Origin of the sequence: Methylobacter tundripaludum SV96 (assembly GCF_000190755.2) — a bacterium.
GTDB lineage: Bacteria > Pseudomonadota > Gammaproteobacteria > Methylococcales > Methylomonadaceae > Methylobacter_A > Methylobacter_A tundripaludum.
This window is the reverse complement of sequence record NZ_JH109152.1, coordinates 909857-924211: the sequence shown is the minus strand read 5'-3', so window position 1 is coordinate 924211 and position 14355 is coordinate 909857. Positions and strand designations below refer to the sequence as shown.

14 protein-coding genes are annotated in these 14355 nt (G+C 50.6%); 2 read left to right on the top strand and 12 right to left on the bottom strand.

Annotation, left to right across the window (positions count from 1 at the left end; all coding sequences use genetic code 11):
* Window positions 1-5: 5 nt before the first annotated feature.
* Window positions 6-494, bottom strand: coding sequence for a hypothetical protein (locus METTU_RS04165; RefSeq protein WP_006890053.1), 489 nt, complete (start codon window positions 492-494; stop codon window positions 6-8).
* 440 nt (window positions 495-934) lie between these two features.
* Complete coding sequence (locus METTU_RS04160; RefSeq protein ID WP_006890050.1) at window positions 935-3037, bottom strand: calcium-binding protein; 2103 nt, start codon at window positions 3035-3037, stop codon at window positions 935-937.
* A 77-nt stretch (window positions 3038-3114) separates the two neighbouring features.
* On the opposite strand from METTU_RS04160, the gene METTU_RS24310 reads away from it, so the two are divergent.
* Together METTU_RS24310 and METTU_RS24305 are read left to right on the top strand one after the other, a co-directional pair.
* Window positions 3115-3618, top strand: a complete 504-nt coding sequence (locus METTU_RS24310; RefSeq protein ID WP_050897715.1) for a transposase family protein — start codon at window positions 3115-3117, stop codon at window positions 3616-3618.
* Window positions 3572-3952, top strand: a complete 381-nt coding sequence (locus METTU_RS24305; RefSeq protein WP_254257792.1) for a transposase family protein — start codon at window positions 3572-3574, stop codon at window positions 3950-3952. Before METTU_RS24310 ends, METTU_RS24305 begins: the two co-directional genes overlap by 47 nt.
* Here the strand turns inward: METTU_RS24305 and METTU_RS23855 are convergent.
* From METTU_RS23855 to METTU_RS04120, 10 genes are all read right to left on the bottom strand, one after another.
* A complete protein-coding gene (locus METTU_RS23855) occupies window positions 3949-6480 on the bottom strand; it encodes a glycoside hydrolase family protein (RefSeq protein ID WP_006890048.1) in 2532 nt (843 codons plus the stop codon). The genes METTU_RS24305 and METTU_RS23855 overlap by 4 nt on opposite strands.
* A gap of 15 nt (window positions 6481-6495) precedes the next feature.
* Entirely contained in the window at window positions 6496-6978 is a 483-nt protein-coding gene (locus METTU_RS04145) for a hypothetical protein (protein WP_006890047.1), read from the bottom strand.
* A 119-nt stretch (window positions 6979-7097) separates the two neighbouring features.
* The gene (locus tag METTU_RS04140; protein ID WP_006890045.1) at window positions 7098-7301 is read right to left on the bottom strand and encodes a hypothetical protein; all 204 of its coding nucleotides are present in this window, start codon (window positions 7299-7301) and stop codon (window positions 7098-7100) included.
* Between the two features lie 2 nt (window positions 7302-7303).
* Complete coding sequence (locus tag METTU_RS04135) at window positions 7304-8302, bottom strand: hypothetical protein (RefSeq protein WP_006890044.1); 999 nt, start codon at window positions 8300-8302, stop codon at window positions 7304-7306.
* A gap of 158 nt (window positions 8303-8460) precedes the next feature.
* Complete coding sequence (locus METTU_RS23530; RefSeq protein ID WP_006890043.1) at window positions 8461-8631, bottom strand: hypothetical protein; 171 nt, start codon at window positions 8629-8631, stop codon at window positions 8461-8463.
* A gap of 162 nt (window positions 8632-8793) precedes the next feature.
* Window positions 8794-9483, bottom strand: coding sequence for a calcium-binding protein (locus METTU_RS04130; protein WP_006890042.1), 690 nt, complete (start codon window positions 9481-9483; stop codon window positions 8794-8796).
* A gap of 18 nt (window positions 9484-9501) precedes the next feature.
* Window positions 9502-12396 carry a calcium-binding protein gene (locus METTU_RS23525; RefSeq protein ID WP_006890041.1) on the bottom strand — a complete coding sequence of 965 codons (2895 nt, stop codon included), beginning with the start codon at window positions 12394-12396 and terminating at the stop codon, window positions 9502-9504.
* Window positions 12287-12892: a hypothetical protein gene (locus tag METTU_RS23000; RefSeq protein ID WP_150107731.1), complete on the bottom strand. Its 606-nt coding sequence runs from the start codon at window positions 12890-12892 to the stop codon at window positions 12287-12289. Before METTU_RS23000 ends, METTU_RS23525 begins: the two co-directional genes overlap by 110 nt.
* Window positions 12893-12979: 87 nt before the next feature.
* A complete protein-coding gene (locus METTU_RS23520; RefSeq protein WP_006890040.1) occupies window positions 12980-13150 on the bottom strand; it encodes a hypothetical protein in 171 nt (56 codons plus the stop codon).
* Between the two features lie 18 nt (window positions 13151-13168).
* Entirely contained in the window at window positions 13169-14242 is a 1074-nt protein-coding gene (locus METTU_RS04120; RefSeq protein WP_217182781.1) for a lysozyme inhibitor LprI family protein, read from the bottom strand.
* Window positions 14243-14355: the final 113 nt, after the last annotated feature.

The following is a 14355-nucleotide window of genomic DNA, read 5'->3' as shown; positions in this document are numbered from 1 at the left end:
CCGTTTTAGTTTATTGAGGTTTTTTTGTTGCCAGGTGTTGTAGATGCCATCCCTGTAGAATGGTAAGGTCTACCACAGGCCGTCATATAGGTAATGCTTTCGTAGTAAGTAAGGGTTTTATATTTACCAGTTGTGTTAATTTCTTTTACTCTTTGATCGCTCATTTCATAATTAATATAGACATTGATGTCAAAGCCCATCACAAAGCCAAAAAGATTATTGCCATAAACCTGACAACAATTGGGATGATGAGCTAAATAAGTTTCTGCCGTATTATCATAATCCTGTATTTTCATATCTCCTGTTTTGAGCAATTCGTTAAAAACAATCGTAAAAAACTCTTTATCGGTTAATTTTCGGTGTTGCTCAAAGCAAAAACCTATATGGGAAACATATACCAGCCAAATCGCACTTAGAACTAATAAAGGATGACCTTTATTGGATTTAGATTTTTTCATTTCTGGGTGTTTTGTATCTTCATTAACAATTTTCATATTCCACCTTTCGTAATCTATTTAATATCATCCACATCTGTCGCCTATCGGCCCTTTCCGGCCGCTCACACTTGCCGTACAGCACCGTAGCTAAAATGGCGGATTACGACGACGCGCGGAAAGTCTTTACATGCGTAATAGGGGACGGGAAAAAATGGGGACGTAGCCCAATATTCTGAGCCTGATATTCTGTTCGACATTTCTGTTCCTGTTCATCACCATACTCATTTTTTCCTCAACCCAAAAGATAAAGCGACGTGCCACGATTCTTTTTCATGCTACTTTTCTCCGCACTTCATCATGAGTAATTCCGCTCGTCAGCGTGTCGTTGCCGGTACCCGTCCGCAGTGTGTTGATCGACAACATCATTGTGACTCAATAAGTTGCTGATGTATGCCCGCTAAAGCTGACGCTCTTGTAGGTCTATCTCTATAAATAACCTAAACGTGTGTGGTTTCTGTATTCTCAACGAGAATATTATCGAAAAAATTTTCCCCTTGCAGCACCATGCCTTGCGCTTGGTAGGCTTGGATGACGGTGTCTTGAATGCCGGCAATAAAGCTGTCCTGCACGCGATCCATTTCGCTGCGATTGGCTCGATATGCGGCATTTTCCGCCAGCAACGCGGTCAGTTCCCGGGACGCGCCCGTTTGATCCTTGACTTGCCAGTCATGATGCAGGGTATAGAAATTTTTCAGGGTCAGGCTGTCGCCGGCCTCGGTAACGCCCAGCAGCAGATCCTCGCCCACGCGGGTTCCGGTCAGGCGGGATAGGTTGTAGGCGCTTACTTCGATCATTGAGGTTTCGCCTTCGACTTCGAACACTTGATCGGCTCCGCCGCCACGGGATAACCGATAGGTGTCGGTGCCGGTTTCGCCATGCAGGTCGTCGTTGCCGCCGTTGCCGATCAACTGGTCGTCGCCGGCTCCGGCCAGGATGATGTCGCGGTAATCGGTGCCGCTGAGTGGGTCGTTTCCGGCGCTGCCTTGCAAGGGGGTGACGTCTAGTGCGGCCAAGGTGTCGGCGGTGATTTGCCGGCCGTCCGCAAATTCAAACGCTTCCACGCGTTTTGCGGGATCTGTGTACCAGCCGGTCACGGTGATGGCATCGGCCAGGCCGGCGACGGTCACCGATAGGTCGCCGTTGGGCTGATGGTTGAAGGTGACGTCGCTCAGGGCAATACCTGCGCCGAATATCACCCGGTCTTGCGAGCTTTGGCCGGAACCGGGCATGTCGGTTTCTTGGATGACATCCTGCCCGTCGCCCGGACGGTAGTGATAGTCGTCCGAACCCAGGCCGCCATCTAACAGGTCGTCTCCTGCGCCGCCCCATAGGCTGTCGTTGCCCTCTTGGCCGTAAAGGGTATCGGCGGCTTGGCCGCCATACAGGGTGTCGCCGGTGTCGTTACCGTAAACGGTCTGCGGCTCGGCCCGGAAGTTCAGCAGGAATTCCGCCGAGGTCATGCGACTGCCGTCGGCAAATTCGAAACTGTAGTGGTCAACGCCGCTGGTGATCGTTGCGTCCTCCACGCCGTTCACTTTCATCCGCAGTGCGGGCTGCCCGGCCATGGTCGTGGTGCTGACCGTCAAGTTGGCGGCGCTTATATCGGCGGCAAAGCGGATGATATTTTGGCCTTCCGTATCGGTGATCAAGTCGGCACCGGAGGTCGCACTCAGCTCATAGATGTCATTACCGGCACCGCCCAGCAGCAGGTCGCGATCCGCGCCGCCGATCAGGGTGTCGTTACCGGCTCCGCCACTGAGGGTGTCGTCACCCCATGCGCCGCTGAGTCTGTCACCGCCGCTGCCGCCGTATAAGCGATCATTGCCTGCACCGCCGTAGAGTTTGCCGCCGCTATTATCCAGTTGCAGGTTAAGGGCGGTGGTCAGCGAGGTGCCCACCAGGGTTTCCAGGTCCAGTTGGTTGCCGTTGGCGAACTGGAGGGTGGCGTCGGTGCCGTAAAAGGCATCCTGGATTTTGAGGATGCCGCTGTTGTCCAGGGCGATGTCCAGGCGGAGGTATTGGTTCTGGCTGCCATAATGAGTCGCTTTTAAGCCGCCGGCGCCGAGGCCGTTGGCTTGCGCCAGTTGAAGGATGTTGTGGCCTTCGGTGTCGATGAGGGTGTCTTCGCCGGTGACGGCGAGGTAGGTATCGTCGCCTGCCCCGCCCATCAGGATGTCGGCTCCGGCGCCACCGTCTAGGCTGTCGTTTCCGGCGCCACCGATCAAGGTATCGTTGCCGCCCAATCCGTTGATGCGGTCGGTGGTGTTGGTGCCGGTGATAGTGTCGTCCCCGCTGGTGCCGTCCAGGTCGAAACCGCGCGCCAGCAGTTGGTTGATGCTCAGCTCGGTGCCGTCGGCAAAGACAAAGGTGCTGACTGAGGAGCTGTTGAAGACGTCGTTGGGGTCGAATCCTTCAATATGGACTTCGTTACCGTTGCCCAGGTCAAGTTCCAGCGAACCGAGCCGCAGGATAATATCGCTATGGTTAACGCCAGTGCCGAAAATAATTTTACTGTTTTTTTGAGGATCGATAATAGACATCTTTCCTAAATAGTCGGTATAGGACTAATCTTGCCAGGGTTATAATAGCGGCCCGACCGCTGAAAACACGGATAGCCATGAAACCTTATGCCCAATTACCCACAGACAACCCCGAAGAATTCATGCGGACTGTCGGCTTATCAAAAGAAGGTTTCCATGTCCTTAACGACAAATTAACAGCTTATATTGCCACACAAAAAGCCCTCAACCCACTGACAATGCGCGGACGGAAAGACACCAAGTTAGTCTTAGAAGACCGATTGCTATTGACCCTCTATTACCTTCGCCATTATCCGACCCTGATAAACTTGGGGGCGATCTTTGATATCAGCGAATCTTACTGTCATAAGATTTATACCCGCACCGCGAGGATGATAGCCAAGGTCGAAAAACTCCCCAACCGTAAAACGTTGCTGGAGGATTCCACGACCACTTTAGCCATTGATGTTTCTGAGCAACCCATCGAGCGCCCTGTCAAAAATCAGAAAGCCTACTACTCAGGAAAAAAAACGCCACACGATCAAGGCCCAGCTCGTGATCTGCGTATTGACGCTGACCATTCTCTCCGTGGTAATGGGTAAAGGTCAACAGCATGATTTTTTGGTCTTTAAAAACAACCGCTTATTGTTACATTCCGGTGCCTTGTTATTAGCAGATTCTGGATATCAAGGGATACACAAACACCATCAGAATTCGACCCTGCCGGTTAAAAAGAAAAAAGGCCAGCCCTTATCGGCAGAAGACAAAGCTCATAATAAGGCGCTAGCAAAACGACGCATCTACATTGAGCATGTCAATCGTCGATGCAAGGTTTTCAGGATTGTCAAAGATGTTTATCGGGGCAAGCACAAAAATTACTCGCTAACATGGCGTTTAGTGGCAGCTCTTGTTAACTTGCGCTACGACGGTATTTAGGAAAGATGTCTAATGGCGTCGCGGCCTTCGTTGGCGTTGATGAGGTAGGTGTCATTGCCTTCGCCACCGTACATAATGTCATTACCGGTGCCGCCAATCAGTATGTCGTTGCCGCTATCACCGTACAGGGTATCGTTTTCACTGCCTCCCAGCAGCGTGTCATTGCCGTCGCCACCGTAGAGCTTGTCATCGCCTGCCCCGCCATCCAGGTCGTCGTTGCCGTGATATGGCAATGCCAGATTGTTTTCATTGTCATCACCCAGCAGCGTGTCATTACCAATGCCGCCGATCAAGGTGTCGTCATTGCCGCCACCGATTAACAGGTCATCACCTGCACCGCCGTCGAGGTAGTCCTTGCCGTGATATTGGCCTGACAATAACGTTTCGCTTTTGTCATCGCCCCAGAGAAAATCGTTTCCCGTCCCACCTAACAGGACATCGTTCTTGCCGCCGCCAATGATCCAGTCTCTGCCTTCGCCCGCGTCCAGAAAATCATTGCCTTGAATGAATGCCGGAGTTGTTTGGTAGAAACCTGAGCCGATAACACCATCGCCATAGATGTTGTCGTCGCCGGTACCGCCGTCGATGAGGTCGTTGCCGCCGTTACCCCATAGCACGTCATTGTCGGCGCCGCCGTCGATATAGTCGTCGCCATGCCCGCCGGTTATATGATCGTCTCCGGCATCGCCGTAGATGGTATCCGGGGCATTATCCAGCGCCAATGATCCGCCGCCATAGATGGTGTAAGTGTTGTTTGGGTTATTCGCAATGCCCCAGGTGCTACCTTGCGCCCAGACCGTTTTTCCTGCCGGTACTTGCCATGTGTCATCCGGGGCTTTGCGTTGCGGGACGTTTAACCCGGTGGCGCTTAAGATTTCGTCGTTGCCTGCACCGCCATGAATGATGTCGGAGCCCGCGCCACCGGCTATCAAATCGTTGCCTTCGCCGCCGTCGATCTGGTCGTTACCGGCTCCGCCGTCAAGGGCGTCGTTGCCGCCCAGGCCGTTGATTTTGTCGGCTTGAGCAGAGCCGGTGATGACGTCGTTGAAATTCTGTTCGGCAACACCGCCGGTGAGCGTGCCGTCAGCCGCCCAACTGGTGGCTGACCAGTCATAAGTATCCATGCCATTGTTCACGGTAACGGGCGCTCGCTGGTCGCCGTTATAGGTGTGGAGCGGAGCCAGCGGTTGCGCCCCCGCGCCCAAGCTAATGCCCAGATCGCCCGGCTGCCAATTGTCGACTTTAAGGACATCGCCGTTTTTGATGATATATAGGGTTTGGCTGCCGTCGGTCTCGGTTTGCAGATTGTAGCTGATGGGGTCTTGTGGGTTTTTCTGGTCTTGCCAGACGTGGGTATTAAACTTTTTCCATTTGTCGGACAGGGCGTTTGCATCGCCTTGGATATTGACCAAATCCCAGACGATCTGCCCGCTGCCGTCACTATCGATAAGGGTGTCAACGCCGTCGCCTTGGCTGTAGATGTAGGTGTCGGAGTCTTGACCGCCGATGAGCGTGTCGTTGCCGGTGCCGCCATTCAGGGTGTCGTTGCCTGCACCCCCAACCAGTATGTCGTTGCCGCCTAAGCCGTTGAGAATATTGTTTTGATCATTACCAATCAGTAGGTCGTTTTGTTCTTGCCCGGTGTTGTTTTGATAACCGTCGCGCTTACCTCCCGATAGATCAGTTTGCTGGTCGCTAGCAAGCTGAATATCCAGTGGATTGATGGTGCTCCGTAAGGCTTCCGGGACATAGAGTTGCTTTAACAAGTCGGCCGCTTTTTGCAGACTGTTTTCCAGGGTTTGAACTTTTGAGCTATTGTCAGTTAAGTGATAATCCGAATTGGCTTTGCCAATCTGACTACTGAATGTTGATTCGTAGTCCAAGATAGCGTCATGGTGTCGGTTATACATGGCGTAAATTTGTTTCGCCTGAACCTCGTCTAATACGGCAGCTTCATAAAGACCGAAAAGCTCGGATTCGTAATAACGGCGCTTGGCTATGCCATCGGCATATGTTGGATTTGTAGTTTGTGCCTTATACCGAATCTGAAACCAGGCTTCTGCCCTATCACCTGTCTCGATAGCCGAATAAAAATCTTGCATTTTGCTATGAACGGCTGGTTCACCACGATTATAAGTTACCGATACGAGAGCTACACGCTCCCAAGACAGTGGCATAGCGAGCTCATCAGCAGGTGATTCATATTTTTGGTATGTCTGCTCCAGTAACGCTTTCGCTTCCGAATGAGTCAGTGTTTTGCCGAACTGGGTGAGCGCAATTACGGTTTTTTGCGCTGAGCTTGCTGAATCAATCTGCTGTAGTATTGTCCATTCACCCGTAGTGAGCGTAATACCGGCAGCCTGCCATAGGGCGATATTATCGTTGCGTTCAAACGTGTACCCATAACCAATCGTTGACATCCCATCTTTGAGATTAGTAACTTGGGAAAGGTAACCTTCTGCTTTGCTGATCACATCAACCACGGTGTTGACATATTGTTGTGTAGTTAAAGTTCTGTAAGTAAACATAAGATTTTCCTCTAATTAAAAGTGTGGACAAATTAACTTTATCGTTTGATTGGTTATTTGATAGGCTCGTCGCTTTCCTAATTTAGCCATCTCCGGTTGCGATAAGCTTTCACCCAAAACCACATAAATATTGGACTTCACTCGTGCCAAGAAAAACTTTTCTTCTTCCAATTCAAATTCTTTGCCACTAGAAAGTTTGACGAATAAAAAACAAAGACCATCTATACCCGCCCCGCAGCTTCTTACAATAGAATCATCGATCCCATCACCATCGATGTCCAACTTTGGATAAATATCACCGCCTCCTCCATGTTCGAGAGATTCAACAAAAAAATCATCAGGAGCACGGCCTTGTTGTCTTAGGATTAAAAGTTTATGAATCTCTGAGCAAATTTGAGGTTGTTGATTTGCATTGGAATTTGATGTAAACATAAAAAAACTAACAACTACCAAACAAAAACTATTAGTCAAGACATTACGATGTTTAGTTTGAAACATATTTATTTCTCCTAATTACTGCAATTAAGGTTTTGGTAGCATACAAAAACGAAAAATGGGGACGGAGCCCGATATTCTTGGCTTCATCCATAATTGTGGCCCCCGCTGCTTTTAGGTCATCAATACTTTGCTTTGTACCATTCGCTGCAAAAATCATAACCATAGCCTATCGCCAGATTTTGTTTCCCATCAATGTGCGGGTGAAGGCCGGAAGTATTGGTTCCCATAGCCAGCGGTGCGTTTTCCGCGATCTTCAACAGAAAAGTTACGTCATCTGTGTACGAGCCTTTTAGATAATTGGTATTGAATGTGGTCAGTGACATGGTTATTCTCCTTTGGATGGTTGATGTACTTCAGTCATGCGAAAACGGCAGATGGTCTCAAATTCTAATGGCGGCTGATTGCGTCCTTTTCTGAAGCTTGATCCCTTGATGTATTTCAATACGTCCATATAGTCTTTGTATATGTGATTAGGCTTAAAGTCGTCATACGGTGATTCATAGCGAGCACCACTCAGGTAGGTAACGCCATCCAGAATAAAAGGGCGAAGCGAACGCCATGTATCAACACCAACCAAGGCTTCTCCCATGCCGTCTACTTCTCTAAAACTTTGCACATCCCTGACTTTAACAACTGATTCACCCACTAGGTCCTTCAAATCTACTGTGCCCGCAGAATAGACGGAAAATGAATCGATACCGTAGACCATGCCTTCAAAAAATCCACCCTGAATCACGGTGTCCATCTTGCCATCGTTGTCAATATCAAAATCTGCCACTAATAAGGGGTTTATTATTGTCCCTGTAAATACGACTTCACCACCGCTCTTAGTGTCTGTCGTCTGATATTTGTATCTTCCTTCACGCCATTGAATGGCCTCAAATTCCGGGCTGCTGGGGAATCTGGCACGGCTCATCAACCCCGCAAGATTGGCATTAAATTCAACTCCAGGCAGTCTAGTGAACACGTTTTTGGCGCGGTTTTCATCACTCCAAACATCGGCACGATAAGCCCATGGAGTGCGAAAATATTTCTTATAAACCTTCTCCATGTGGCGACACACCTTATCATCCTTGCTCATTTCCAATTTGTAGCGGTAGGTAGAGCCGAACGATGTCAGTGCGATTGCATTGCCACTGATCAAAAAGGTAAGAGTCAAACCGAAAAATAAACCGCTAAACCCGATAACCTGCGCCAAATAACTCGATAAAGCCCGGTAGGATTTGCCGACAATAACCCGATAAGGTACGCCAAATAGGATGTGCTGAACAAAGTGAAGCGCATCTGTCGAGTTTTTACATTCCTTCAATCGTTGTTGTTTCATTGTTTCCAGCCTTTTTTAAATTCAAACTTAATAGTCAAACCCCACGTAATAGGGGACGCGTAATAGGGGACGTAGCCCGATATTCTGTTCGACGTTTCTGTTCATATTTATCAGCACACTCATTTCCTCCTCAAACCAAAACCACACTATTTCGATATTCACTCATCGATCCCCTGTTTCCTCGGACGCCCCGGCATTCCGCGAAAAATGGGGACCGAAAAATGGGGACGGAGCCCGATATTCTGTTCGACATTTCTATTCCTGTTCATCACCATGCTCATTTTTTCCTCAACCCAAAGATAAAGCGGCGTGCCACGATTCTTTTTCATGCTACTTTTCCCATACTTCATCATTAATAATTCCGCTTATCAGTGTGTCGTTGCCAGTACCCGTCAGCAGGGTGTTGATCGACAACATCATTGTGACTCAATAAGTTGCTGATGTATGCCCGCTAAAGCCGACACTCTTGTAAGCCTATCTCTATAAATAACCTAAACATGTGTAGATTCTGTATTCTCAACGAGAATATTATCGAAAAAATTTTCCGCTTGCAGCACCATGCCTTGCGCTTGGTAGGCTTGAATGACGGTGTCTTGAATGCCGGCAATAAAGCTTTCCTGCACGCGATCCATTTCACTGCGATTGGCCCGGTAGGCGGCATTCTCGGCCAGCAACGCGCTCAGTTCGCGGGGCACGCCCGTTTGATCCTTGACTTGCCAGTCATGATTCAGGGTATAGAAATTCTTCAATGTCAGGCTGTCGCCGGCATCGGTAACGCCCAGCAGCAGATCCTCGCCCACGCGGGTTCCGGTCAGGCGGGTTACGTTGTAGGCGCTGACTTCGATCATTGAGGTTTCGCCTTCGACTTCGAACACTTGGTCGGCACCGCCGCCACGGGATAAGCGATAGGTGTCGGTGCTGGTTTCGCCGTGCAGGTCGTCGTTGCCGCCGTTGCCGATCAACAGGTCGTCGCCGGCTCCGGCCAGGATGATGTTGCGGTAATCGGTGCCGCTGAGTGGGTCGTTTCCGGCGCTGCCTTGCAGGGGCGTGACGTCCAGTGCGGCCAGGGTTTCGGCGGTGACTTGCAGGCCGTCCGCAAATTCAAACGCTTCCACGCGTTTTGCGGGGGCTGTGTACCAGCCGGTTACGATGATGGCATCGGCCAAGCCGGCGACGGTCACCGACAGGTCACCGACAGGTCACCGACAGGTCACCGACAGGTCGCCGTTGGCCCGATGCTTGAAGGTGACGTCGCTCAGGGCAATACCTGCGCCGAATATCACCCGGTCTTGCGAGCTTTGGCCGGCGTCGGGGTTGTCGTTCTCTTGGATGACATCCTGCCCGTCACCCGGACGATAGTGATAGTCATCCGAACCCAGGCCGCCATCTAACAGGTCGTCTCCTGCGCCGCCCCATAGGCTGTCGTTGCCGCCTTGGCCGTAAAGGGTATCGCCGGCTTGCCCGCCATACAGGGTGTTGTCGGTGTCGTTACCGTAAACGGTCTGCGGCTCGGCCCGGAAGTTCAGCAGGAATTCCGCCGAGGTCATGCGACTGCCGTCGGCAAATTCGAAACTGTAGTGGTCAACGCCGCTGGTGATCGTTGCGGCCTCCACGCCGTTCACTTTCATCCGCAGTGCGGGCTGCCCGGCCATGGTTAGGGTGCTGACTGTCAAGTTGGCGGCGCTTATATCGGCGGCAAAGCGGATGATATTTTGGCCTTCCGTGTCGGTAATCAGGTCGGCACCGGAGGTCGCGCTCAGCTGATAGGCATCATTACCGGCTCCGCCCAGCAGCAGGTCGCGGCCCGCGCCGCCGATCAGGGTGTCGTTACCGGCTCCGCCACTGAGGGTGTCGTCACCCCATGCGCCGCTGAGCATGTCGTCACCGCTACCGCCGTGTAAGCTATCGGCGCCGGCACCGCCGTAGAGTTTGCCGCCGCTATTATCCAGTTGCAGGTTAAGGGCGGTGGTCAGCGAGGCACCCACCAGGGTTTCCAGGTCCAGTTGGTTGCCCTTAGCAAATTGGAGGGTGGCATCGGTGCCGAAAAAGGCATCCTGGATTTTGAGGATGTCGCCGTTATCCAGGGCGATGTCCAGGCGGAGGTATTGGCTCTGGTTGCCATAATGAGTCGCTTTTAATCCGCCGGCGCCGAGGCCGTTGGCTTGCGCCAGTTGGAGGGTGTTGTGGCCTTCGGTGTCGGCGAGGGTGTCTTCGCCGGTGACGTTGAGGTAGGTATCGTCGCCTGCCCCGCCCATCAGGATGTCGGCTCCGGCGCCACCATCTAGGCTGTCGTTACCGGCACCGCCAATCAAGGTATCGTTGCCGGCCAGTCCGCTGATACGGTCGGTGGTGTTGGTGCCGGTGATGGTGTCATCCTGGCCGGTGCCGTCCAGGTCGAAGCCGCGCGCCAGCAGTTGTTCGATACTGAGTTCGGTGCCGTCGGCAAAGTCAAAGCTGCTGACCGATGAGCTGTTGAAGACGTCGTTCGGGTCGAATCCGTCGATGTGTACCTGATCGCCGTTGCCCAGATCAAGTGCCAATGAACCGAGCCGCAGGGTGATGTCGTCGGCACTGATACCTTCGCCGAAGATGAGGTTGCTGTCCTTTTCCGTGTCAATGACGGTATCGCGACCGTCGCCCCGGTTGAAGATGTAGGTGTCTTGGCCGGTGCCACCAATCAGGGTATCGTTGCCGATACCGCCGATCAGTATGTCGTCGCCTTGTTGCCCGCCGATAATGTCGTTACCCGCGCCGCCCATCAGTGTGTCGTTGCCTTCTTGACCGTTGAGGCTGTCGTTGCCGTCTTCGCCGAAGAGGACGTCGTTGCCTTGCCCGGCCCAGACGTAATCGTTGCCTGCCCCCGCATAGATCACATCGGCTCCGGCATCCGCCGGGGTCATATCGCCAACTACCGGTGAATACTGTCGTACGCCATTGGTAGTGCTGATCGTCCAGTTGAGATCGCTCGCCACATAGTTGGCGTCGCCGCTGATGTCGTCATCGCCCGCGCCGCCGATCAAGAGGTCGTTGCCTCCGCCCCCGGTGAGGACATCGTTGCCGACTCCGCCGATCAGGGTGTCGTCGCCGGATTCACCGGCCAGCCATTCGCCTTTCAAGCCGCTACCGGTTTGGCTGTTACCGGCGGCGATAGCATCGGCAACGCTGATTTGTGCATTCGCGTAAAGTCGGTCGTCATTTGCGCCGCCTGCCAGTATGTCGTTATCTGCACCGCCGATGATGACATCGTTACCCGCTCCGCCGTTGACTTTGTCTTGGCCTGCGCCTGCTTCGATCAGGTCGTTGCCGCCGCGTAGGGCGGTGATGATGTCGTTGCCGCCGCCGCTGAGGATGCGGTCGTTGCCGGGGCTGTCGTAAAGGGTGTCTTTCCGGTTGGCTTCGGCTTGGCTGGGGTCGGTTTTGATGTTGCCGAGGGCGTCGGCACCGGTATTCAGGGACGCGAGGTCTCCGACGATGTCCAGGGTGGTTTGCGGGTTGGTCTCGGCAACCGCGCCGGTCATGGTTAGATTGAGGTTTCCGCTTTGGTAGTCCTTGATCATGATGTTGCCGTCTATCACCAGCCCCTGACCGACGTCCACGTAGAGGCGCTTGTTGGCATCGCGATGAACGCGAGCATCGCCGTATTGACTGCCGCCTGACAGCGTAATGTCGTTGTAGATGATGCTGCCTTGGCCGTCGCTGTCTAAGAGGGTGTCGAAGCCATCGCCTTGGGTGTAGATGTAGGTGTCGTTACCTTGACCGCCGATGAGCGTGTCGTTGCCGGTACCGCCGTTCAGGGTATCGTCACCACCTTCACCCAATAGAATATCGTTGCCTGATTGGCCTAGCAGCGTGTTGCCGTTTGCGTCACCTATCAATAAATCATCTGTGTAGCCGGTGCGGGTGGTGGTGTCTTCTCCCGTTAGATTGGGGGTACCATCGTAGCTGATCTGGATGTTGAGCGGATTTATAGAGCCAAGCGTCAGGTTATTGGGCTGAAGATACTCGGTTTCGATTGTATCTGCGGCTCGGCGAAGCTCGAGTTCTAATTTTTGGGTCGTCCCTGGAATACCTGCTGTTGATAAAAAAAATACCATTTGCAGGAGCAATTAATGATGCATGAGTTTTATCATCGGCAACTATTGTATCGTGATGCTTTGTGTACATTTTATAAACACTGAGCGCTTCATCTTTAGTGATATTACCTGACTCATATAGCCCAAAAATAGTTCCCTGCGCATAGTCACGCGTAATGTTAGTGGTTGATGTATTAAAGCGAATTTCATACCAAGCTTCAGCTCTGTTGCCATTAATTATCGCCTTATGCAAACTGGGACTTTTACCCGCGCCGAAAAATCCATTATAAGCCAGTGATTCAAGCACCAGCATTTCTCGACTGCCCAGCAAGCTGTTATAAATTGCATCATCCCCCAGCCATGTTTTAACAGTAGTATCGTATTGGGGAATAATAGTATTAAATAAAGCTAAGGCTTGCGGTTCAGCAGTGATGTCCCAGTCCAGCACATTTTCGTCATGTCTAAAAGGGTTTACTACCCCTGCAATACCATTGAGTGAGTCAGCGGCATTTTGCAAACTGGTCTGAAGTACATTTAGTTGAGATGCTGTTAAATGATTGATACCGCTGGCAGCGAACTCCGCTTGATAATTGGCTCTTACATGTCAATGCCCTGGAGAACCAGTGACCAGTGCATAACCTACACCTAAGGTAGGGATGTTGCGGCTATCTGTGTAGACAAATGGTTCAAAACCTTCAACATTTTTAGTTTTAAGAAAATTGAATAATGCGGTGTTGAAGTCCCCAGCAAGAGGGGTTGCGGTAATTGTAGTCATAGCAATTTATCTCATAAATTAAGGGTTGGGGTTTTTGGCAGACCAGTCACATTTTGCCTTGGTGTTATCAATTGGGCTTATTGTCAATTTATAAAGTTTTCCTCTATCTAATCCTAAAAAATAGTATTTATCTTTGATGTTAATAATGTTTCTATAAACATGCCAGGAGGGTGGCCAAAGATGTGTCGCTTTACAATGATTAGCATCCAGATCGAAAAAACCTGCATCCCCACTGCCACCTGCTTCGCTACCAGCATCTTCTACATCTGGCGTAACATGACCCGCATCCATGTAAAACAAATATCGTTGTTTATCGGTTTTATCGATGGGTATTTCAAAAATTTTAAAGGGCGGCTGACCGTATGTTGGGAACCAACAATCATCTGATTCTGTTGCATGTCCTGATACCGCTTTGGGACACATGGAGAGATCAGGATAAATAACAAGCGATTGACCGATGTTACAATGTTGTTTCCAAGGGTCTAAAGCAGTATCCTCATAACTCATAACGCTTATCTTCGGTTTAACAAGATCAATCGCTTTCGCTTGCTTTAAACCATCCAAAATTTCCTGGCACATCATTGCTGTTATATTGTCATTGGCCGTGCTATAAAAGTTTGCTGTACTGAGTATTTGTTTTAGATCACCGTCACTCTTCTTATATAGCCTTACAACTGAAAATGAACCTAATTCAATTGACTTCGACCAATAGGCGCGTCTAACGCATTTGGCATCCTCGCATCGGTTACGGGTAAATTTAAGCCAATGTTTTTGATGTTTAATCAAATTAGTTTTTTCTTCATCTGAGGCTTTCTCAATTTCCTCTCGAAAATTAATATTTAATCGGTCATCTAATTTTGATATAAAAGTGTCTGAGCAAATTATTTTTTCAACATCGATGGCTGCTTTTGTACAATCAAAGCTGGCGGCATTTACTGTTGATGCTGCACAAAATAACGCAAAAATGGGAACGGAGCCCAATATTCTGGTAATAGGGAATGTACTACAATTCTTTTTCATTCTTGCTTTCCTCCACATTTCATCATTCGTAATTCTGTCCGTAAGCGTGTCATTGCCGATGCCATCCAGCATGATGTTAAGCGACAACATCATTGTGACTCAAAAATCTGCCGATGTATTGCCAGCCAAAACTGATCCCGTGTAGGCCTATATCTACATATGCCTATAAAATTGTGTATAGGTGA